The following is a 20,262-nucleotide window of genomic DNA, read 5'->3' on the forward strand; positions in this document are numbered from 1 at the left end:
CGTGCAACTGACGCTCTGGACCTACGAAGGCCCGCCGCATGTCGGAGCAATGCGAATCGCCACCGCGATGCGCGAGGTGCATTACGTCCTGCACGCACCGCAGGGTGATACCTACGCCGATTTGCTCTTCACGATGATCGAGCGCCGCGACCAGCGGCCGCCGGTGACCTATACGACGTTCCAGGCGCGCGATCTGGGCGGCGATACGGCGGAGCTGTTCAAGGACGCAGCGCGCGACGCGTATGAACGATTCAAGCCGAAGGCGATGCTGGTTGGCGCGTCGTGTACCGCCGAGCTGATCCAAGACGATCCGGGTGGACTCGCGCGCGCACTGGAGTTGCCGATTCCAGTCGTCGCCCTCGAGTTGCCGTCGTATCAGCGCAAAGAAAACTGGGGTGCTTCCGAGACGTTTTACCAGCTCGTGCGAGCGTGCGCCGGACCCACGGCACCACCGCCGGGCACTGCGCGACAGGCGCGTCCCGACGGGCAGCGCCCGCGCTGCAACGTGCTCGGACCCACCGCGCTTGGTTTCCGCCATCGCGACGACGTGCAGGAAATCACCGCGCTGCTCGGGCGGATCGGCGTCGACGTGAATGTTTCCGCGCCGATGAACGCGACGCCTGCCGACCTCGTCCGTCTGGGCGACGCCGATTTCAATGTCGTGCTGTATCCGGAAATCGCCGCCCAGGCCGCCGGCTGGCTGCAACGCATGTTCGGCCAACCGATGACCAAGACGGTTCCGATCGGCGTCGGCGCGACGCGTGAGTTCATCGACGAGGTCATCGCGCTCGCCGGTCTGGATCCGGCGCTGCTTCCATCCGAACTCACTGCACGTGCGGTCTGGTACTCGCGCTCCGTCGATTCGACCTACCTCACCAACAAGCGCGTGTTCGTGTTTGGCGACGCTACCCATGCGGTCGCCGCAGCACGCGTCGCCAGCGAAGAGCTTGGCTTCCAGGTCGTCGGCATCGGCACCTACAGCCGCGAATTCGCACGCGAGGTTCGCGAAGCCGCGCAGCGTTACGGCGTGGAAGCCCTGATCACCGATGACTACCTCGAAGTCGAGGCGCGCGTTGCCCAATTGCAACCGGAACTGGTGCTCGGCACACAAATGGAACGCCATATCGCCAAGCGCCTCGGCATTCCCTGCGCAGTGATCTCGGCGCCGGTGCATGTACAGGACTACCCCGCACGCTACTCGCCGCAGATGGGGTTCGAAGGCGCCAACGTGCTGTTCGACACCTGGGTGCATCCACTGATGATGGGGCTGGAAGAACATCTGATCACGATGTTCCGCGACGACTTCGAATTTCACGCCGACGCGGCGCCGTCGCACCTCGGCGGCGCTGCCAGCGAGAAGCGGCCCGATGTCGCGACGGTCGACACGCCGGTCCTCGCAAGCCCGGTTGTTGCAGGCGCTGCCGCGGTGCTGGCGGCTCCGTCGTGGGCCGTGGAAGCGGAAAACGAACTTCGGAAAATTCCTTTTTTCGTGCGCGGAAAGGCGCGCCGCAACACCGAGCGTTTCGCGCTCGAACGCGGCGTCAAGACAATCACCGTGGAGGCTTTGTACGATGCTAAAGCCCACTTCGGTCGCTGATCCGACGCCGCCCGTGCGCGTCGTGATCGTGACAATGGACAACCACCTGGCGAGTGCCACGGATCGCGCGCGCGCGTCGCTGGCGAGGGAGATTCCCGGCCTCAGCCTGAGCATGCACACGGCTGCCGAATGGGGCAGCGATGAACTGGCGCTGGAACGCTGTCGTGCCGACATCGCGCGCGGCGACATCATCATCAACACGATGATGTTCATGGACGATCACATCCAGGCGGTTCTCCCTGCGCTGAAGGCGCGACGCGACCATTGCGACGCGATGATCGGCTGCATGTCGTCGGGCGAAGTGACGCGATTGACGCGGCTTGGACGTTTCGACATGGACGCGCCGCAGAGCGCGGCGATGGCGTTCCTCAAGAAACTCCGGCCCAAGCCGAAAGCGGGCGAGTCCGGCACCAGCGGCGCCAAACAGATGCGCATGCTGCGCACGCTTCCGAAGATCCTGCGCTTCATCCCGGGGGCTGCACAGGATGCGCGCGCCTATTTCCTGACCCTGCAGTACTGGCTATGCGGGTCGGAAGACAACGTCGTCAACATGGTGCGGATGCTGGTCGACCGCTACGCCGATGGCGAGAGGCGCAGCCTTCGTGGCACGCTCAAGCATCAGCCTCCGGTCGAATATCCTGAAATCGGCGTCTATCACCCGCGCCTGCCCGGGAAACTCGCCGAAGTGGCCGATGCACTGCCGAAGCACGGAACACGCGGGACCGTTGGCCTGCTGCTGATGCGCTCGTATCCGCTGGCAGGCAATACCGGGCACTACGACGGCGTCATTCGCGCGTTCGAGGAGCGCGGGATGAACGTCGTCCCTGCATTCGCCTGCGGTCTCGATTCACGACCGGCGGTCGAGCAGTTCTTCATGAAGGACGGCAAGGCCACCGTCGACGCGGTCGTGTCGTTGACCGGCTTCTCGCTCGTCGGTGGTCCGGCGTACAACGACGCCAAGGCTGCGGAGGATCTTCTCGCGACGCTCGACGTTCCGTACATCGCCGCGCACCCGGTCGAATTCCAGACTCTGGAAACGTGGGCCGCGTCCGAGCGTGGGTTACTGCCGGTCGAGTCGACGATCATGGTTGCGATTCCGGAGCTCGATGGAGCAACCAGCCCGATGGTGTTCGGAGGCCGCTCCGACGCCGCTGGCGCAACCTGCACCGGCTGTCATCGCGGCTGCGTGTTTCCGGCGTCGCACAAGGGACGTGACATGCAAACGTGCGTCGAGCGCGCCGAGATGCTTGCGGCTCGCGTCGAGAAACTCGTGGTGCTGCGCCGCGCCGCAAGGGTCGATCGCAAGGTTGCGGTGGTGCTGTTTAATTTTCCGCCGAATGCAGGCAATACCGGCACTGCCGCGTATCTGGCGGTGTTCGAATCGCTGCACCACACGCTGTCCGGCATGCAGGACGCGGGCTACACGGTCGACCTGCCGGCCAGCGTGGACGCCCTGCGCGAGCGGATCATCCATGGCAACGCCGCACGCCATGGCGCCAGTGCAAATGTGTATACCCGCATCCCGACCGACGACCACGTGATGCGCGAGCCGTGGCTGACGCAGATCGAAGCTGCGTGGGGTCCTGCGCCCGGCAAGCAGCAAAGCGACGGGCGATCGATCTTCGTGCTCGGCGAAACGTTCGGCAATGTCTTCGTTGGCATCCAGCCCTCGTTCGGTTACGAGGGTGACCCGATGCGTCTGCTCTTCGAGCAGGGTTTTGCGCCGACGCACGCGTTTTCCGCATTCTATCGCTGGATCCGCGAGGACTTTGGCGCGCAGGCCGTGCTGCATTTCGGCACCCACGGCGCGCTCGAGTTCATGCCGGGCAAACAGGTGGGGCTCTCCGCGTCGTGCTGGCCGGAGCGCCTGATCGGCGATCTTCCGAACATCTATCTCTACGCCGCCAACAATCCTTCCGAGGGCGCGATCGCAAAGCGTCGCTCGCAGGCGACGCTGATCAGCTATCTGACGCCGCCGGTGGGCGAAGCAGGCCTGTATCGCGGTCTGATCGATCTCAAGTCGTCGATCGAGCGCTGGCGCGGACTCGCGCCGGAGGCATCGACCGAGCGTGCGGATCTCGCACCGCTGATCCAGGCGCAGGCTGCCGAGCTCGATCTTGCCCGGGTCGAGCCGCTGTGGAGCGACGACGTCGAGGCGCAGATCGAACGCCTCAACACCTCGGTGCTCGAGCTCGAATACACACTGATTCCGCATGGCCTGCACGTTGTCGGCAAGGCACCCAGCATCGAAGAGCGCATCGAGATGCTTGCTTCGCTGGCCGACGCATCGCACGGGGTGCGTCCATCGAAGATCGCGATCGAAGCCATGCTGCGCGGCGCAACACCGGCAGCGGCACTCGCTGACGCGGGCGCACGTGTCGACGAGAAGATGCTGGCCGTCTTCACGGAATTGCTGGCCACCGATACGCTCATGCGCGACGACCACGAACTGGGCGCCATCATGCACGCCCTCGATGGCGGCTTCATTCGCCCAGCTCCCGGCGGAGATCTCTTGCGTACGCCGGCAATCCTCCCGACTGGACGCAATCTGCACGGCTTCGATCCATTCCGCATTCCAAGCGCCTTTGCGATCGAGGATGGTGCGCGACAGGCGACGGTGCTTCTCGATCGCTACGCCGAGGACAGCGGTGCGCTGCCGGAGTCGATCGCGCTGGTGTTGTGGGGTACCGACAACCTGAAAACAGAAGGCGCGCCGATTGCACAGGCACTCGCGCTGATGGGCACACGGCCGCGATTCGATGGATATGGGCGGCTGATCGGAGCGGAGCTCATTCCGCTCGATGTGCTCGGTCGTCCGCGCGTCGACGTGATGATCAGCCTCTCCGGAATCTTCCGCGACCTGTTGCCGCTGCAGATCAAGCTCCTCGCCGAAGCCTCGTATCTGTGCGCGCTGGCCGATGAGCCACTCGAGCGCAATTTCATCCGCAAGCACGCGCTGAGTTATCAGAAAATCCACGGTTGCGATCTGGAAACCGCATCGCTGCGCGTCTACGGCAATGCCGACGGAGCCTATGGGTCGAACGTCAACCATCTGGTCGACAACGGCCGTTGGGACAACGAGGACGAACTCGCCGAAACCTATACGCGGCGCAAGAGCTTCGCGTTCAATCGCGAAGGGCGTCCGAGCCATCAGGCGGCATTGTTGAAGAGCACGCTCGCCGACATCCAGCTCGCCTACCAGAACCTCGACTCCGTCGAACTCGGCGTGACCACGGTCAACAACTATTTCGACACGCTCGGCGGCATCAGTCGCGCGGTGAAGCGCGAACGCGGCGCAACACCGCCGGTCTACATCAGCGACCAGACCAAGGGCAGCGGCGTGGTGCGATCGCTGTCCGAACAGGTCGCGCTCGAATCGCGCACGCGCGTCCTCAATCCGCGCTGGTACGAGGGCATGCTCAAGCACGGCTACGAAGGCGTGCGACAGATCGAGGAGCATGTCACCAACACGATGGGCTGGTCGGCGACGACCGGTCAGGTGCAGCCGTGGGTCTACCAGCAACTCGCGCAGACCTACATGCTCGATCCGGAAATGCGCGAGCGTCTCGCCGCGCTCAATCCGACCGCGTCGGCGAAGGTTGCAAACCGCCTGCTCGAAGCACAGGAAAGATCGTACTGGCAGCCCGACGAGGCCACGCTCGCAGCGCTGCGCAACGCATCCCTCGATATCGAGGACCGTCTTGAAGGAATTCCAATGGTAGCCGCAGCATGAATCATCTCGCAGATCCTCCAGTTCGTCCCGCGCACGTGCATGGCCGTCCCGATGGCGAGGGCAGCCTGCAGGTCGCGCTCGATCCCAACCTGCGCATCGAGGGGGCGAAGGTGTTCGCCGTCTACGGCAAGGGTGGAATCGGCAAGAGCACGACGTCCTCCAATCTCTCGGTCGCGTTCTCGAAGCTCGGCAAGCGCGTGCTGCAGATCGGCTGCGACCCGAAGCACGACTCCACCTTCACGCTGACCAAGCGCCTGGTGCCGACCGTGATCGACATCCTCGAGAGCGTCGATTTCCATGGCGAGGAACTTCGCCCGGAAGACTTCGTGTTTCCCGGATACAACGGTGTCATGTGCATCGAAGCAGGCGGGCCGCCCGCCGGCACCGGGTGCGGTGGTTACGTCGTCGGTCAGACGGTCAAGCTGCTGAAGGAACACCATCTGCTGGAAGACACCGACGTGGTCGTGTTCGACGTCCTGGGCGACGTCGTCTGCGGCGGATTCGCTTCACCGTTGCAGCACGCCAATCGCGCACTCGTCGTCGCAGCCAACGATTTCGATTCCATCTTCGCGATGAACCGCATCATCGCGGCGATCAATTCGAAATCGAAGAACTATGGCGTGCGACTTGCCGGCGTGATCGCGAACCGCAGTCGCGACACAGACCAGATCGACAAGTACAACGCGGCGATCGGCATGAAGACGCTGGCGAAGTTCGCCGATCTCGACGTGATCCGGCGCAGTCGCCTGAAGAAATCCACGTTGTTCGAGATGGAATACTCGCCCGAACTCGAAGCGGTGCAGAACGAATACCTGCGCCTCGCCGAGTCGCTGTGGAATGGCGTCGAGCCGCTGAACATCTCGCCGATGCGCGACCGCGACATCTTCGACCTGCTGGGTTTCGAGTAATGAGCCACGACAGCTACGTCGCGCGTCGCGGCCAGCTCGAAACCTATTTCGACCGCACCGCAGCGGACGCGTGGGCGCGGCTGACATCGACTGCCAAAGTCAGCCGGATCCGTGAAACCGTTCGCGCGGGTCGCGACCGCATGCGTGCGACGTTGCTCAGCCGGCTCCCCGATGACCTCACCGGCGCACGCGTACTCGATGCCGGCTGCGGTACGGGCGCATTGGCGGTCGAAGCGGCACGTCGTGGTGCCGAGGTGGTCGCGATCGATTTGTCGCCGACGCTGGTCAAGCTCGCCGCCGAGCGCCTGCCCACCGACCTCGGCCGCGGGCGGATCGAGCTGCATGTCGGCGACATGCTCGATTCCAGGCTCGGTGAATTCGATCACGTCGTCGGTATGGATTCGCTGATCCACTACCGTGCCGGCGACATGGTCGATGCAGTGCAGTCGCTGATTGCGCGGACGCGCACCAGCCTGCAGTTCACGTTCGCACCGCGCACGCCGTTGCTCACCGTGATGCACAACGTCGGCAAGCTGTTTCCACGCGGCGACCGCGCGCCGGCCATCGAACCGGTATCGGAATCGACGCTGCGTCGACTGATTGGCACACGTCCTGCGCTGACGATGTGGACAATCGGTCAGACCACGCGCATCAAGAGCGGCTTCTATACCTCGCAGGCACTGGAGCTGGTGCGCCGATGAAGTTCAACGCGGCATTCGCCCAGCGCTGGACCAAGCTCGGTCCGCAGTTCCTGCCGTTCGCCGATGCGGCGACGCCGGAGCTGCCACTGAAGCGCTTGCTGCGCCTGTCGCTGTTTCAGGTGTCGGTCGGGATGGCCATCGCACTGCTGGTCGGTACGCTCAACCGAGTGATGATCGTCGAGCTGCAGGTGTCGGCCAGCCTTGTCGGCCTGATGATTGCGCTGCCACTGGTGTTCGCGCCATTCCGGGCGATCATCGGCTTTCGCTCGGACACGCATCGCTCGGTGCTGGGCTGGCGGCGGGTGCCATACATCTGGTTCGGCTCGCTGCTGCAATTCGGCGGCCTCGCCATCATGCCGTTCGCGCTGATCGTGCTGTCCGGAGACACGAACGGCCCTGTCGTTTACGGCGAAATCGCGGCGGCATTCGCGTTCCTCCTGATCGGCGCAGGGCTGCACACCACGCAGACTGTCGGCCTCGCACTCGCGACGGATCTCGCACCGGACGCGTCGCGACCGAAAGTGGTCGCGCTGATGTGCACGATGCTGCTGCTCGGCGTCGCCTTCAGCTCGGTGATCTTCGGTTTGTTGCTGCATGACTTCAGCCAGCTGCGCCTGATCAAGGTCGTGCAAGGGACTGCGGTGGTGACGATGATGCTCAACATCGCCGCGCTGTGGAAACAGGAAGTGCGCGACCCCGCGCTCACGTCGCCGGATCGCGAACTTCCTTCATTCAGGGAATCGTGGCGCGAACTGCGCACCGACGATCTCGCGGTGCGACGACTCATCGCGCTGGGCATCGGCACGTTCGCATTCGGCATGCAGGACATCTTGCTGGAGCCGTATGGCGGTGAGGTGCTGAAGCTGTCGGTGGCGGCGACCACATTGCTCACCGCGATCCTCGCCGCAACCGGGCTCACGGGTTTCGTGATGGCCGCGCGTGCGATCGGCCGCGGCTTCGATGCCTACCGCATTGCCTGCCTCGGAACCCTCTCCGGCCTTGTCGGCATGACCGGCGTGGTGTTTTCAGCCCCGCTCCATTCCGTGCTGCTGTTCGCCATCGGCGTCGGCGGCATCGGTTTCGGCAGCGGCATGTTCGCGCACAGCACGCTGACCGTTGCGATGAAACTCGCGCCGAAAGGTCAGGTCGGCCTCGCAATCGGCATCTGGGGCGCAGTGCAGGCGACCTCGTCAGGCGTGGCCATCGCAATCAGTGGAGTCCTGCGGGACTCGATCAACAGCATCGCGCGCACCGGGGAGCTCGGCGTCGCGCTGAGCGGTCCGGCTACCGGATATGGCGCGGTCTACAATCTCGAGATCATTCTTCTTTTCGCGACTCTCATCGCGATCGGTCCGCTGGTGCGCCTCTCGCGCCACGATGCACCGCTTTCGTTGTCCGCCGGCACGGTTCTGCCGGATTTCCAACTCAGTACGCAAAGCCGGGAGCTGGTCCCATGAATCAAGGCGCCATTACGTCATCGATCGACATCGCACAGGTCACCCTGTACCTCTTCTGGTTCTTTTTTGCCGGGCTTCTCTATTACCTGCGGCGCGAGGACAAGCGCGAGGGCTATCCGCTGGAGGAGGCGAACCCCGGTTCGCGCAAATCCATCGACGGATTCCCGGGGCGACCGACGCAGAAGATTTTCACCCTTCCTCACGGCGGTACGCGGATTCGGCCGGAGATCGGACCCGATGACGCGAACAAGTCGCTCGATACCGCACCGACAGCATGGTGGACATCGGCGCCGATCGATCCGACCGGCAATCCGATGCTCGCAGGGGTAGGGCCCGGCGCGTGGGCAGACCGCCCGGACCATGCGGAACTCACCGTCGAAGGACTTCCGAAGATCGTCCCTCTGCGAGCGGATGCGGCCTATTCGCTTGATCGACGCGATCCGGACCCGCGCGGCAACCCGGTACTTGGAGCCGATGGCGCTGTCGGCGGCACGATCGTCGACATCTGGGTCGACCGTTCCGAACGGCTGTTCCGCTATCTGGAAGTCGAGGTGGCCGGCGGGCGACACGTGCTGCTGCCGGTGAATTTCACCAAGATCACCAACCGTGGCACGGTCAACGTGCGTTCGATCCTCGGCAGTCATTTCACCGACGTGCCGGGCCTGCGCAATCCGGAGCAGGTGACGATGCTGGAGGAGGAGAAAATCATGGCGTACTACGGCGCGGGAACACTGTACGCAAAGCCGTCGCGCCTGGGACCTCTGCTATGACGCACGAATCCGCGACCACAGTGAAGGAATTGCCGGAGGCACTGCCGCCGGGTGAGCACATCCTCTGGCAAGGTCGCCCCGAGTGGCGATCCCTGTATCGGCGCGCATACCACGGTCGAACGCTGGCGATCTATTTCGCTGTGCTGCTGGCATTGCGCGGCGCCACGGTTCTCTGGTTCGGCGGCACCGTCGGTGCGGCGGCGATCGCGATCCTCTGGTTGTTGCCAGCGGCCTTGTTCTCGCTTGGCGTTCTCGCCGTGCTCGCATGGCTGAGTGCGCGCGCGACCTGGTACACGATCACTGATCGTCGTGTGTGCATGCGGATTGGCGTTGTCCTCGAGATCACCTTCAACTTCCCGTTCCAGGTCATCGATGCGGCGGGCTTGCACCAGTATCCCGATGGCAGCGGAGACATCCCGCTGATGTTCATGGACGGTGAGCAGATCGCCTATGCGCACCTGTGGCCGCATGCGCGGCCATGGCGCCTTCGCAGGACCGAACCAATGATGCGTTGCGTTCCCGATGCCGCAAAGGTCGCCGAACTTCTCGCGGGTGCGATTCGCACGGCGATCAGTCCAGAAGCGCGCTCTTTCCGCGTGGCCTTCGATCACGCCAATCTGGATATCGACGCGCCCTCCGCCAACGCAACCGCCAGCGCGGCTTGACCTGCGGAGTTTTCATGAGCGAACACGGCCACAACGCACAATTCCCGAAGCTGCCGCTGTACACGGCAGCCGCGCTGATCGTTACGACGCTGATACTGGTGACCATCACCCGGCTCACCGGTTTCGGCGATCTTCGGACACCGCAGACAGCCATCGTCAGCGAACGCGACCTGCGTTTTCAGGACATGCAGGATGGAGGCATCACCGTCATCGATGCGTCCACCCAGCAGGTGGTCGAACAGGTAGCGCCGGGAACCAATGGATTTCTTCGGGGCACGCTGCGCGGACTCGCACGCGAGCGGAAGCGCGAGGGAATCGGCCCGGACATCGCGTTCCGGCTCACCGGCCGCAGCGACGGCCGATTGTTGCTCGAAGATCCTGCAACCAGACGCCTGATCGATCTCGGCTCTTTTGGCCCGACCAATGCGGCAGTCTTTGCTCGCTTGTTGCTCGAACAGCCGAAGGGCACCGCTCCCGTGACGGCCACTGCGCCCGCGATGCCCGGGACGCCGCTCGCGTCGCTTGGAGCGGATGCGGCCGGCGTTGCTGGCCAACCTTGAACCATCATCCCGAGGAGAGTCCGCCATGACCGCCACCGTCGCCGGACGCACGCCCAACGAATCCACCCAGCGCGCGCAACAGGACACCCTGCTGTCGCCGCGTTTCTACACGACCGATTTCGCGGCGATGGATCGCATCGACGTCAGTGCGGTCCGCGGCCAGTGGGATTCGCTGATCGCCGAATTCGAAGCCGACGTCAACGCGGTGCATTTCCAGCGCCCGGCCAATCTCGACAAGGATTATTCGCACCTTCCCGAAGGCCTCTACCAGGAATTCGTCGACTTCATGATCAGCTCGGTGACCGCCGAGTTTTCCGGCTGCGTGCTGTACACGGACATCAAGAAGAAGACCACCAATCCTGATATCCAGGCGCTGTTCGGGTACATGGCCCGTGATGAAGCGCGCCATGCGGGTTTCATCAACCAGTGGTTGAAGGACTTCGGCATCGCCGTCGATCTCGGCTTCCTGACGCGCGCTAAGAAATACAAGTACTTCAGCCCGAAATTCATCTTCTACGCAACATACCTGTCGGAGAAGATCGGCTACGCACGCTACATCACGATCTTCCGTCAGATCGAAAAGCATCCGGAGTTGCGCTTCCACCCGATCTTCCAGTGGTTCGATCGGTGGTGCAACGATGAATTCCGCCACGGTGAAGCATTTGCGCTGCTGATGCGCGCAAACCCGAAGCTGCTCGGCGGCGTGAACAAGTTGTGGATCCGCTTCTTCCTTCTCGCAGTGTTCGCGACGATGTACGTGCGCGACCACGAGCGCGTCGAGTTGTACAAGGCGTTCGACATGGACCCGACCGATTACGATTTCACCGTCTTCCGCATCACCAGCGAGATTTCGCGACAGGTGTTTCCGCTCACGGTCAACATCGATGATCCGCGCTTTCGCGCATGCCTCGACAGGCTGCTCAAGATCAACCAGCAATATGCCGCAGCCAAGGCGGCCGGTGGCTTCCTCAACAAGCTCAAGGGCGTCACGCTCGCCGCGCGCGCCGCGCTCACGTTCGGACGCCTGTATCTCCTGCCCACGCATTCCCACGCGTTGCCGACGGACGTGCGCCTGGCGCCGGCCTGGTGAGCGCGCCCGTGTCGCTATCGAACCATGTGGCGCCGATCGCGTTCACGCTGTTCCTGTGGTGGTTCAGCACGGGGGCGATCCTGTACCTCGACGGATTGCGCCCACGGACGTTCCGCTGGAGTCTCGGAGCCGCAAGTGTGGTGGCACTCGGAGCGCTGTACGCGTTACGGGTAACGTCCGAGGACACGAGTGCCAGCGCGATGTATTGCGCCTTCACCTGCACGATCCTGATCTGGGGCTGGGTGGAAATGGCGTTCCTGATGGGATTCGTCACCGGCCCACGCACGAGCCCATGCCCCGCCGGTGCACGCGGTTGGCGACGTGCCGGATTCGCCTTTGAAACCATCGCATACCATGAAATCGCGCTGCTGATTGCCGGCGTGATTATTGCCATCATCACGTGGGAAGCGCCGAATCTTCTCGGCCTGCACAGCTTTGCGGTGTTATGGATTTCGCGGCAGAGCACAAAACTCAACTTGTTCCTCGGAGTACGCAATCTCAGCGAGGAATTCCTGCCCACCCATCTGCGTTATCTCGAATCGTATTTCACACGCAGCCCGATGAACCTGCTGTTCCCGCTTTCGGTAAGTGCCGGAACCTGCGGCGCCGCGTTGCTGTGGAATGCGGCGCTCGCGGACGGCATCGCTGCGTCGACGTCGATCTCGTTGAGCTTTCTTGCAACGCTGCTCACTCTGGCCTTGCTGGAGCACTGGTTCTTGGTGGCACCGATCAACGTGTCGGCGTTGTGGAACTGGAGTCTCGGCAATCGGGTTTCCCAGGACGTGACCACCGATCCCACGTACAAGCCGGATTCCAGCATGCGGGTGACGACGGCGCTGTCGGACGAAAGCAGTGCGCAAACCGAGCTGTGCCATTCGAGGCTGTAAATCGGGCAGCACGACGACGCGACTGCGCGAGCTTTCCTGCGAGGAATGAGGTTTGGCCACCTCGGCTGAGATCGTCCTGACCGGAATTTGAATACGTTGCGTGCAGTTCATCGAACAGCGCACATTCTGTCTGACCATGTCGTCATTGCATTCGAGCAAGGAACGTATCGCGCAGTCGAGTCGTGCTCGTGTGCTTCAACGCTGTTTCTGGATGTTTGAAGGCGACAACAGCTTGCTGCTCGAGAGTCGTGCATCCGTTGTCCCCCACGTGTCCACCGCAATCGCTTGCCTCATCGACTATGGTCCGGAACGGATCCGGCCAAGCGCGACGTGCTCTCGTTCGTACCCACGCGTGAACTTCCCATTTGTCGACGCTTCGTGCGCTCTGTCGACCGTATCGCGCCGGCGTTGCGGACGCACGCGCTTGAATCTGGCGTCCCTTTTCCCGCTTGTCAAAGACGCGACGTTCCTGCGCCCTCGCAGTCCGATCCCGTTCCCGGTATTCCATGCAAGGTCGTCGAGGTCAAATCGTATGAAAACCCGATCACATGTCCTGACCCATACGCTGGCAAGCCTCTTGGGGCTAGCGAGTACATGCTCGGCATTGGCCGCCCCGACGGCGTCCGCATCGGCGCTCATCGAGAAAGGACGGTATCTCGCGCAAGCCGGAGATTGCGTGGCCTGCCACACGAAGAAGGGGGGTGCGCCATTGGCCGGGGGTCGCGCGCTCGACACACCGTTCGGGCCGCTCATCAGTCCCAATATCACGCCCGACAAGGATACCGGCATCGGCAATTGGTCGGACGACGATTTCTACCGCCTCATGCACGAGGGCATCGGCAAGCAAGGGGAATATATTTATCCGGTGATGCCATTTCCCTGGTACACGATCGTCACGCGCGACGATGCGCTCGCCATCAAGGCGTATCTTTTTTCCATACCTCCGGTCCATTCCCCGCGTCCGGAGAACACGCTGTCGTTTCCTTTCAGTATCCGCAGTTCCCTGCTCGCCTGGCGCCAGGCGTTCTTCAAGCCGACTGATTTCCAGGGAGATCCGCAGCAGAGCGAGCAGGTCAATCGCGGTTCGTATCTGGTCAACGGCCTCGCGCATTGCGGCGAATGCCACAACGCGCGGCCGATCGCTGGCACGTCGCGCTGGCGCGAGCCTCTGGCAGGTGGAACGATCCAGAACTGGTATGCGCCAAATATTTCCTCGGACATGCGCAGCGGCATTGGTGCGTGGTCGAACGGCGATCTGGTTTCCTTCCTGAAGACGGGCACGGCACCTGGAAAAGGCGTCGCGGTTGGGCCAATGGCAGAGACGGTCCACAGCCTTTCGCATCTGACAGACGGGGATCTCGCGGCGATCGCGGCGTATCTGAAAACCACACCACCGGTCGCTGAAACGGCTCAGCAGTCCGACCCCGCGCAACCGTTCGAGCGCGGTTCACGGACCTATCTGGATCATTGTGCGTCGTGCCACGGGGTGGACGGCGAAGGACTCGCGGGGGTCGTCCCAGCGCTCAAGGACAATGGCGCTGTTCTCGCCGCCGGCCCGCAGAACGTGATCAGCGTGGTGCTCGGCGGACTGCAGGCGAATGGAACCCTCGCCCCGATGCCGGCGATCGGCTCCGCCATGAGCGACGGCGACGTTGCAGACGTCACCAACTACGTGCGCCAGGCCTGGTCGCAGAAAGCTCCGGCAACAGCGACCAACGCGATGGCGTTCGATTTGCGAGCCCAGGTCGACGGTCTACTCAATGCCGCACCCCGCACAGGCTGCCCACCCGTCGCAAACGCAGAACTCGTGAAGGCACTCGGCACCGCCACCTACAGGACACAATTGTCGGCGGTCACGGATGCCGGTATGTACCAACAAACCGGTCAGCTCGTCGCGCAGTTGAGGAAATCGAACAGAGCGGTACCTGATGCAGACCTCATCAACGGATTGACAGCGGCCTACTGCCCGATCGTCCGCGCAGACCCCGAGCTCGACCAGAATGCGAAAGCGCTCAAAATCGGCCGGTTTGCGAACTATGTCTATATGGCAGTTGCCGGGGGTCCGGAAGCGAAGATGCATGCGAAAAAGTGATCCGCCTCCACAGCCCTGTAGGTTGCAGCAATGGTGCTTTCCGTCTTCGGGCTGAAGGGCGATCCTGGCGGAATCGGCGAAACGCCGGATGACCGTCGAAACCCGATCAAAGCCCGCCGGCAGCCTGTGCCACGGCGCGAAAAAGCGCTCTTCCCTTGTTCATCGTCTCTTCCCACTCGGTCGTCGGATCCGAATCGTAGACGACACCGCCGCCAGCCTGAACGTATAGACGGCCGTCCTGGATCACCGCGGTGCGGATCGCGATCGCGGTGTCGGCGTCGCCCCACCAGCCGATGTAGCCGATCGCTCCGGCATAGATGTTGCGCTTGTGCGGCTCCAGCTGCTGGATGATCTCGATCGCGCGGATCTTCGGCGCGCCACTCACCGTTCCAGCGGGGAATGTCGCCTTCAGCACGTCCATGTAGGAGAGCCCGTCGCGCAGCTCACCTTCGACCTGGCTGACGATGTGCATCACGTGTGAATACCGTTCGATGATGAAACTTTCGGTGAGCTTCACGCTGCCAGTCTTGCTCACGCGGCCGACGTCGTTGCGACCGAGGTCGATCAGCATCAGGTGCTCGGCGCGCTCCTTCGCATCGCCGAGCAGTTCCTGCTCGAGCGCGAGATCCTCTTCCGGCGTTTTTCCGCGCGGACGCGTTCCCGCGATCGGCCGCACCACGACTTTGCCTTCTTTCAGGCGGACGAGAATCTCGGGCGACGAGCCGACGATCTGGGTCTTGCCGAGGTCGACAAAGTACATGTACGGAGACGGATTGAGCGCGCGCAGTGCCCGGTACACGTCGACCGGTCGCGCGCGGAATGCGACGGACAGACGCTGCGATGGAACGACCTGGAAAATGTCCCCGGCGCGAATGTATTCCTTCGCCTTCTCGACCAGCGCCTCGTATTCCGCGCGCGTGAAACTCGATTCGAAATCGGTCTCCTCCAGCGCCTTCGGATCGGGCACGTCCGGATAGCCGGAGCCGGAATGACGCAACCGGAACGCCAGTTCATCGAGCCGACGACGGGCCCGCGCAAGCGCCTGCGGCTGCGCCGGATCGGCGTGCACGATCAGGTACAGCCGTCCCTTGAGGTTGTCGAAGACGGCGACCTCTTCGCTCAGCATCAGCAGCGCATCTGGCGTGCCGAGTTCGTCGCGCTGGTCGTCGCGCGCCAGGCGCGGCTCGATCCAGCCCACGGTCTCGAAACCGAAGTGGCCGACCAGCCCGCCGCTGAAGGCCGGCAGCCCGGGCAGCTGCGGAACCTTGAACGCCGTGCGCAGGCGCTCGATTTCCGCAAGCGGATCGGCGAGCGTGCGCGTTTCGACCACCTCGCCGAGATCCTCGACGGTCAGCGTGTTTCCGCGCAGCACGTAGACGCGCCGGCACGGCAGGCCAATGATCGAATGCCGGCCCCACATCGCGCCGCCCTCGACCGATTCGAACAGGTACGCATACGGCGCGTCGGCGAGCTTGAGATACACCGACAACGGCGTGTCGAGGTCGGACAGCACCTCGCGCACCACCGGAATGCGGTTGTAGCCCTGCGCGGCGAGCGCGTTGAAGTCGTCCTGGGAAATCATCAATGAGCGGTGTGCGGGACAAGGCCGGCGACGATAGCAAGCTTGCGTGGCCTGCGTCTGCCGCGAACCATCGTCCGCATGCCGGGCAAACCGGCATCGGCATCGGTCAGGGTCTTGGCAAGCCCTCGCCACCGTCGATCCGCGACGTCGACGCATGCGTCCTGACCTCATCAGGCACCGCGAGTGCGGTGATCTTGCCAACCGTGACTGTGCCGGTGAGCTGCCCGATGAAAGCCGCAAATTGCGCATCGCGCCTCTTGTCGAAAACCTCTCCGGGCACCGACGCGCCACCGCCGGACATCTCGTAGACCTGCAAGTTGCCTTTCCAATGGCCGTGGCCGGTCGAGGTGTAGAGATCGGCCTCATAGCGCGCGATGGCGCGGTCCAGGGTCACCTTGTTGCCATACTTCGCATCGAGGGTCTGCCATAGCGCATCGGCTTCGGCACGTTGCGGGTCTGTCAGCTCGTCGCTGGCAGCCTTCAGCGCGTTGTCCACCAGATCACCGTGCGTTTCTGCCGCGATCCGGAACCACGCGACGCCCTGGACCTTGTCGACCGGTACGCCGATGCCGTTGAACAGCATCACGGCTGCGTTGTATTGCGCGAGCTTGTTGCCCCAGAAGCCGGAGAGCTGGAACATTTCCAGCGCAGCGCGGTAATCCTTGTTCTTGAGGTACCACTGCGCCTTGTGGTCGAAGTACGTACCCGGGAAAAAGCTGCTGGGTTCCTCCCAGAGCGCGGGGATCGAAGCCGCCGACAAGAGGCCCGTGCATCCATACAAGAGAACGCCGAGCGTGAAGTGGAGCGGTCGGAAATTCGCCATGACGGTACTTCCTGCAGGTTCGGACGGAACATACGCGCTGCCCGATTCGCATTGAAAACCCGCCGTCAAGGAAGGTCAAGTCCGACCGACTCGCTCGACCGCCAACCGCCATCAGGCTTTTTCCCTCGGCCAGCATCCTGCACGGTGCCGGGATGGAGGTGTCGTTGGAGGACATCTCGAGGGTCCGGTGGCCGGATGCCGCGGAGGGCCGAGCGCGGCAATTGACGTCATGGCGTGGGATGGCTGTACCGAATTCCGGATCGCCACGACGCATTCAATTGCCCTCGAAGCCGTCGACGAACACGACGTCGCTCACACGAACGTCTGCCTCGCGCACGATGTCGTAGTCGCTGCCCCCGACCGGGGTACCGCGTCCCCAGTACAGTTCGACCGTGTCGTTCGATCCGTCGATGAGGGGGTGGGGCTCGACATCGTCCGCGTCCACGCTGTCCGTCACGGCGAGCGCCGGTTCCCACGTGACGCCATCGACGGATCGACGCACGGCGACATCGAACTGATTGGCGCTCGCGCGGATCCAGAACAGTGCGAATGCGCCATCGGGCATCACGATGGGAAGCGAGTCGTGGTTGTTCCCGGTGGTGGCGAAACCTCGTGCAGCGGCGCTCCAGTCGTACACGTCGGTCGTCGTCTTCACGACCATGGCGAGCTCGCTGCTGCCGACCTGGTAGCTCGCCAGGTACACGCCGTCCACTTCGCGAAAGGCGATGCGGGGCAACTGGCTTGAGCTCGCGATCGATGTCCTTCGCGTATCCCAGGTCGCGCCATCATCGTTCGACTCGGCGACGAAGCTGCCACTGCCCAGCCGCTGATAGCTCATGGTCATCCGACCGTCGACGTGCCGGATGACATGCGGGTTGATCTCCCCTCCGCTCGTCCAGCCAAGGTCCAGCTGCGCCTGCTCGGTGAATGTGATGCCGTCGGCGCTCGTCGCGCGGCGAATACGAAAGCTCGATGCGGCGCTCGCACCCTTCAGGTAGAACAGCACGTAGCTGGAAGGACCGGTCTGGACCAATGCCGGATGCCGTTCATTCGCGGCCGTCGCGATGATGGCGATCGGATCGCTCCAGCTACCGCCGTTGTCGAGCGAGTGCGTCATCCACAGATCGCCATCGGTCGTCGTCGGATCGAGCCGCTCGAACACGACCACACGGGCACCATCGTCGCTGGACCGGATCACCGATGGCTGGTAATCGAGCGCCGGACCTCCGGTCACATCTCCGAACGCATCGGCGTAGCCACAGCCGAGGATCATCAAGGCGATCAATGAATGCCGACAGCCCTTCATTGCGCTTCTCCGTCGGCCAGCCGTCGACGCGGCATGCCGGCCATGGACAGCGAAAACGCCACGCCCTCGCCGTTCGCGAGATTCACCGCGGACGCATTGCCCCGATGCAGTTCCGCCACGAGGCGAACGACGTACAAGCCAAGGCCAAGGTGCGGCGTCTCGCCACTGCGCGCGCTGCGTTCTCGGAGCGACACCAGCGAATCGAACAGGCGGTCCTGCATCGCCGCGGGGAGCAGCGGACCTGCATTGGCGACCTCGACGATGCTGACCGCCTCGCGCGTACGGAGCGACAGGGCGATCCAGCCGCCCTCCGGCGTGAACGAACATGCATTGTCGAACAGCTTGTCGAGCGCCTGCGCAACCAGATCCGGTGCGCCGTGGAACGAGACCGGCGCTGCCGGCAGATCGAGTCTCAGTTCGCGCGACCCCGCGAGCGCACGGTAGCCTTCGGCGCATCCGGCGATCAGGGCGCAGAGGTCGACGTCTTCCGCTTCTGCCGAAGCAATCGCACGCTCCATCCGGTTCGCCTCGCTCATCGCACGGACGATGCCACCGAGGCGTTCCGCGCCGTCGCGGGCACGCGAGAGATACGGTCGAGCGGACGCCGGCAGCGGCTGATGGTCGAGGTTGTCGAGTGAGGACTTCACGATGGCCAGCGGCGTGTTGAGCTCGTGCGAGAGTTTGGACGCCAGCGTGCGCAGGTATTCCGTATAGGATCCGACCTCGTCGACGAGCTTGGCGAAACTTCGCGCGAGGTCACCGAGTTCGTCGGGCGAATCGATCAGCGGCAACGGGACGTCCAGACGTCCGGACGTCCGCACAGCACTCTCGGCTGCGTTGCGCAGGCGGCGGATGCGGAACGAGAGCGAGGCGCCGAACAGCAGCAGAATCGCACCGGAGACCAGCAGCGCGGCCAGTGTCGCCGTGGCAAGACCCATCAGAGCCCGATTGGCGAGCAGCGGCAGGGCGCGACTGGCTTGTTCGAGCACCAGCGCACCGCGCGACTCGTCGCCCTCGCGCAGCGGCACCGCCACTGCGAGAAGCACCACGCCGTCCTGGTTGCCGGCACGCCAGCTGGTCGCGACGATGCCGGACAGCGCCTGCCAGACCTCGGGCGCATCAATGAGTGGCGCGGCAACGCCGAGTGCGGCGGACCCTGCGAAACCGGGAGCGACCACGCCACGGTAAACCAGATTCGCCAACCAACCCGATTCGCTCGACGGTGCGGGGTCGGCAGCGACGAGGCGACCTGCATCCGCGAGCAGCCAGCCGTCCGCCGTCACGATTCGCGCGCGCGCATGTTCGGGCACCAGCGGCTTCAGCGTGCGCGCGGCGCCCTCGTCGTAACCGATCACGCTGCGCAGCTCCGGCTCGTCGGCGCCGCCCTGCGCGGCATCGAACGCGGCGATGCCGATCTTCTCCGGCAAGTTGCCGCGCAGGCGAAGTTCGATCCGGTAGCCCGAGCCATCCTCCTGCAGCACGCCACCGACATGTTCGGGCAACGGGTCACCGCTGCCGATCGCCGGCGCATCGAACGAACCGGGTGCGGCACTCGACAGCAGGTAACGTCGCGTCTGCGAACCGCGAGACAGCACGAGTGTCACGTGATCGCTGGTCGCGGAACGCGAATCGGCTGGATCGACGCGCGTGCGCGTCGCGTCGCGCACCTCCGCCAGCAGGTACAGGTCGTCCGCTCGGCGGGCCAGGGTCACGCGCAGCTTCTGTGAGTCCTGCGCGGGACCGAGCGCCTGTGCAAATGGCCGCAGCGCCGACCAATCATCAGCATAGCCGTCGACCGTCACGGGTTCCTCGAGTCGGTTTGCGTAGATCACCGCGCCGGCGGGCGCCATCTGCACGTGCGACGCCACCAGCGCCATGGCGAGCATGTCGGCCGATGCGACCAGCGCCTGCTCCTGACCTTGTCGCAGCAGCGCTTCGGTCTGCCGGACGAACTGCCAGCCGGCCCACGGCAACGCAAGCGTCGACAGCGCCACCAGCAGGAGTTTGAAGCGGAGGGACATGCGCTTGAGCCGGGGAGTGGGGAATCGGGAATCGGGAATCGGAGCCATGTGCAGCCGGTACGCGCCGCTC

At 63.8% G+C, this 20,262-nt stretch carries 15 protein-coding genes; 11 read left to right on the top strand and 4 right to left on the bottom strand.

Going from position 1 to position 20,262, the window contains the following annotated elements:
• Nucleotide 1 precedes the first annotated feature (1 nt).
• The 11 genes from bchB to ABIV12_RS04950 all read left to right on the top strand — a co-directional run bounded on the left by bchB (nucleotide 2) and on the right by ABIV12_RS04950 (nucleotide 14,460).
• Complete coding sequence (gene bchB / locus ABIV12_RS04900) at nucleotides 2-1,597, top strand: ferredoxin:protochlorophyllide reductase (ATP-dependent) subunit B (RefSeq protein WP_348056828.1); 1,596 nt, start codon at nucleotides 2-4, stop codon at nucleotides 1,595-1,597.
• Nucleotides 1,572-5,330 (top strand): magnesium chelatase subunit H, encoded by a 3,759-nt coding sequence (locus tag ABIV12_RS04905; protein WP_348056830.1) that lies wholly within the window; start codon nucleotides 1,572-1,574, stop codon nucleotides 5,328-5,330. The genes bchB and ABIV12_RS04905 overlap by 26 nt, the downstream gene beginning before the upstream one ends.
• The gene (gene bchL / locus ABIV12_RS04910) at nucleotides 5,327-6,238 is read left to right on the top strand and encodes a ferredoxin:protochlorophyllide reductase (ATP-dependent) iron-sulfur ATP-binding protein (RefSeq protein ID WP_348056832.1); all 912 of its coding nucleotides are present in this window, start codon (nucleotides 5,327-5,329) and stop codon (nucleotides 6,236-6,238) included. The genes ABIV12_RS04905 and bchL overlap by 4 nt, the downstream gene beginning before the upstream one ends.
• Complete coding sequence (gene bchM / locus ABIV12_RS04915) at nucleotides 6,238-6,939, top strand: magnesium protoporphyrin IX methyltransferase (protein ID WP_348056834.1); 702 nt, start codon at nucleotides 6,238-6,240, stop codon at nucleotides 6,937-6,939. The genes bchL and bchM overlap by 1 nt, the downstream gene beginning before the upstream one ends.
• Nucleotides 6,936-8,396 carry a BCD family MFS transporter gene (locus ABIV12_RS04920; RefSeq protein ID WP_348056836.1) on the top strand — a complete coding sequence of 487 codons (1,461 nt, stop codon included), beginning with the start codon at nucleotides 6,936-6,938 and terminating at the stop codon, nucleotides 8,394-8,396. The genes bchM and ABIV12_RS04920 overlap by 4 nt, the downstream gene beginning before the upstream one ends.
• Nucleotides 8,393-9,166, top strand: a complete 774-nt coding sequence (puhA, locus tag ABIV12_RS04925) for a photosynthetic reaction center subunit H (RefSeq protein ID WP_348056838.1) — start codon at nucleotides 8,393-8,395, stop codon at nucleotides 9,164-9,166. Before ABIV12_RS04920 ends, puhA begins: the two co-directional genes overlap by 4 nt.
• On the top strand, nucleotides 9,163-9,831 hold the full coding sequence (gene puhB, locus ABIV12_RS04930) for a photosynthetic complex putative assembly protein PuhB (protein ID WP_348056840.1): 669 nt from the start codon (nucleotides 9,163-9,165) through the stop codon (nucleotides 9,829-9,831). The genes puhA and puhB overlap by 4 nt, the downstream gene beginning before the upstream one ends.
• A 14-nt stretch (nucleotides 9,832-9,845) precedes the next feature.
• Entirely contained in the window at nucleotides 9,846-10,391 is a 546-nt protein-coding gene (gene puhC / locus ABIV12_RS04935; RefSeq protein ID WP_348056842.1) for a photosynthetic complex assembly protein PuhC, read from the top strand.
• A gap of 25 nt (nucleotides 10,392-10,416) precedes the next feature.
• Complete coding sequence (gene acsF, locus ABIV12_RS04940; RefSeq protein WP_348056844.1) at nucleotides 10,417-11,481, top strand: magnesium-protoporphyrin IX monomethyl ester (oxidative) cyclase; 1,065 nt, start codon at nucleotides 10,417-10,419, stop codon at nucleotides 11,479-11,481.
• Between the two features lie 8 nt (nucleotides 11,482-11,489).
• A complete protein-coding gene (gene puhE, locus ABIV12_RS04945) occupies nucleotides 11,490-12,368 on the top strand; it encodes a putative photosynthetic complex assembly protein PuhE (RefSeq protein ID WP_348056846.1) in 879 nt (292 codons plus the stop codon).
• Between the two features lie 604 nt (nucleotides 12,369-12,972).
• Nucleotides 12,973-14,460: a cytochrome c gene (locus ABIV12_RS04950; RefSeq protein ID WP_348056848.1), complete on the top strand. Its 1,488-nt coding sequence runs from the start codon at nucleotides 12,973-12,975 to the stop codon at nucleotides 14,458-14,460.
• 106 nt (nucleotides 14,461-14,566) lie between these two features.
• Here the strand turns inward: ABIV12_RS04950 and trpE are convergent, their stop codons facing one another.
• The 4 genes from trpE to ABIV12_RS04970 form a co-directional block, all read right to left on the bottom strand.
• Entirely contained in the window at nucleotides 14,567-16,042 is a 1,476-nt protein-coding gene (trpE, locus tag ABIV12_RS04955; RefSeq protein WP_348056850.1) for an anthranilate synthase component I, read from the bottom strand.
• Between the two features lie 106 nt (nucleotides 16,043-16,148).
• Complete coding sequence (locus ABIV12_RS04960; protein ID WP_348056852.1) at nucleotides 16,149-16,865, bottom strand: hypothetical protein; 717 nt, start codon at nucleotides 16,863-16,865, stop codon at nucleotides 16,149-16,151.
• Between the two features lie 274 nt (nucleotides 16,866-17,139).
• Nucleotides 17,140-18,171, bottom strand: coding sequence for a sialidase family protein (locus ABIV12_RS04965; protein ID WP_348056854.1), 1,032 nt, complete (start codon nucleotides 18,169-18,171; stop codon nucleotides 17,140-17,142).
• Nucleotides 18,168-20,192 (bottom strand): ATP-binding protein, encoded by a 2,025-nt coding sequence (locus ABIV12_RS04970; protein WP_348056856.1) that lies wholly within the window; start codon nucleotides 20,190-20,192, stop codon nucleotides 18,168-18,170. The genes ABIV12_RS04965 and ABIV12_RS04970 overlap by 4 nt, the downstream gene beginning before the upstream one ends.
• Nucleotides 20,193-20,262: the final 70 nt, after the last annotated feature.

This window comes from Dokdonella sp. (assembly GCF_039926425.1).
Classification (GTDB): domain Bacteria; phylum Pseudomonadota; class Gammaproteobacteria; order Xanthomonadales; family Rhodanobacteraceae; genus Dokdonella_A.

Excerpts from the sequence above, each read along its gene's own strand:
- ABIV12_RS04905 (WP_348056830.1), top strand. The coding sequence starts at position 1,572 with ATGCTAAAGCCCACTTCGGTCGCTGATCCGACGCCGCCCGTGCGCGTC.
- bchL (WP_348056832.1), top strand. The coding sequence starts at position 5,327 with ATGAATCATCTCGCAGATCCTCCAGTTCGTCCCGCGCACGTGCATGGC.
- bchM (WP_348056834.1), top strand. The coding sequence starts at position 6,238 with ATGAGCCACGACAGCTACGTCGCGCGTCGCGGCCAGCTCGAAACCTAT.
- ABIV12_RS04920 (WP_348056836.1), top strand. The coding sequence starts at position 6,936 with ATGAAGTTCAACGCGGCATTCGCCCAGCGCTGGACCAAGCTCGGTCCG.
- puhA (WP_348056838.1), top strand. The coding sequence starts at position 8,393 with ATGAATCAAGGCGCCATTACGTCATCGATCGACATCGCACAGGTCACC.
- puhB (WP_348056840.1), top strand. The coding sequence starts at position 9,163 with ATGACGCACGAATCCGCGACCACAGTGAAGGAATTGCCGGAGGCACTG.
- puhC (WP_348056842.1), top strand. The coding sequence starts at position 9,846 with ATGAGCGAACACGGCCACAACGCACAATTCCCGAAGCTGCCGCTGTAC.
- acsF (WP_348056844.1), top strand. The coding sequence starts at position 10,417 with ATGACCGCCACCGTCGCCGGACGCACGCCCAACGAATCCACCCAGCGC.
- trpE (WP_348056850.1), bottom strand. The coding sequence starts at position 16,042 with ATGATTTCCCAGGACGACTTCAACGCGCTCGCCGCGCAGGGCTACAAC.
- ABIV12_RS04960 (WP_348056852.1), bottom strand. The coding sequence starts at position 16,865 with ATGGCGAATTTCCGACCGCTCCACTTCACGCTCGGCGTTCTCTTGTAT.
- ABIV12_RS04965 (WP_348056854.1), bottom strand. The coding sequence starts at position 18,171 with ATGAAGGGCTGTCGGCATTCATTGATCGCCTTGATGATCCTCGGCTGT.
- ABIV12_RS04970 (WP_348056856.1), bottom strand. The coding sequence starts at position 20,192 with ATGTCCCTCCGCTTCAAACTCCTGCTGGTGGCGCTGTCGACGCTTGCG.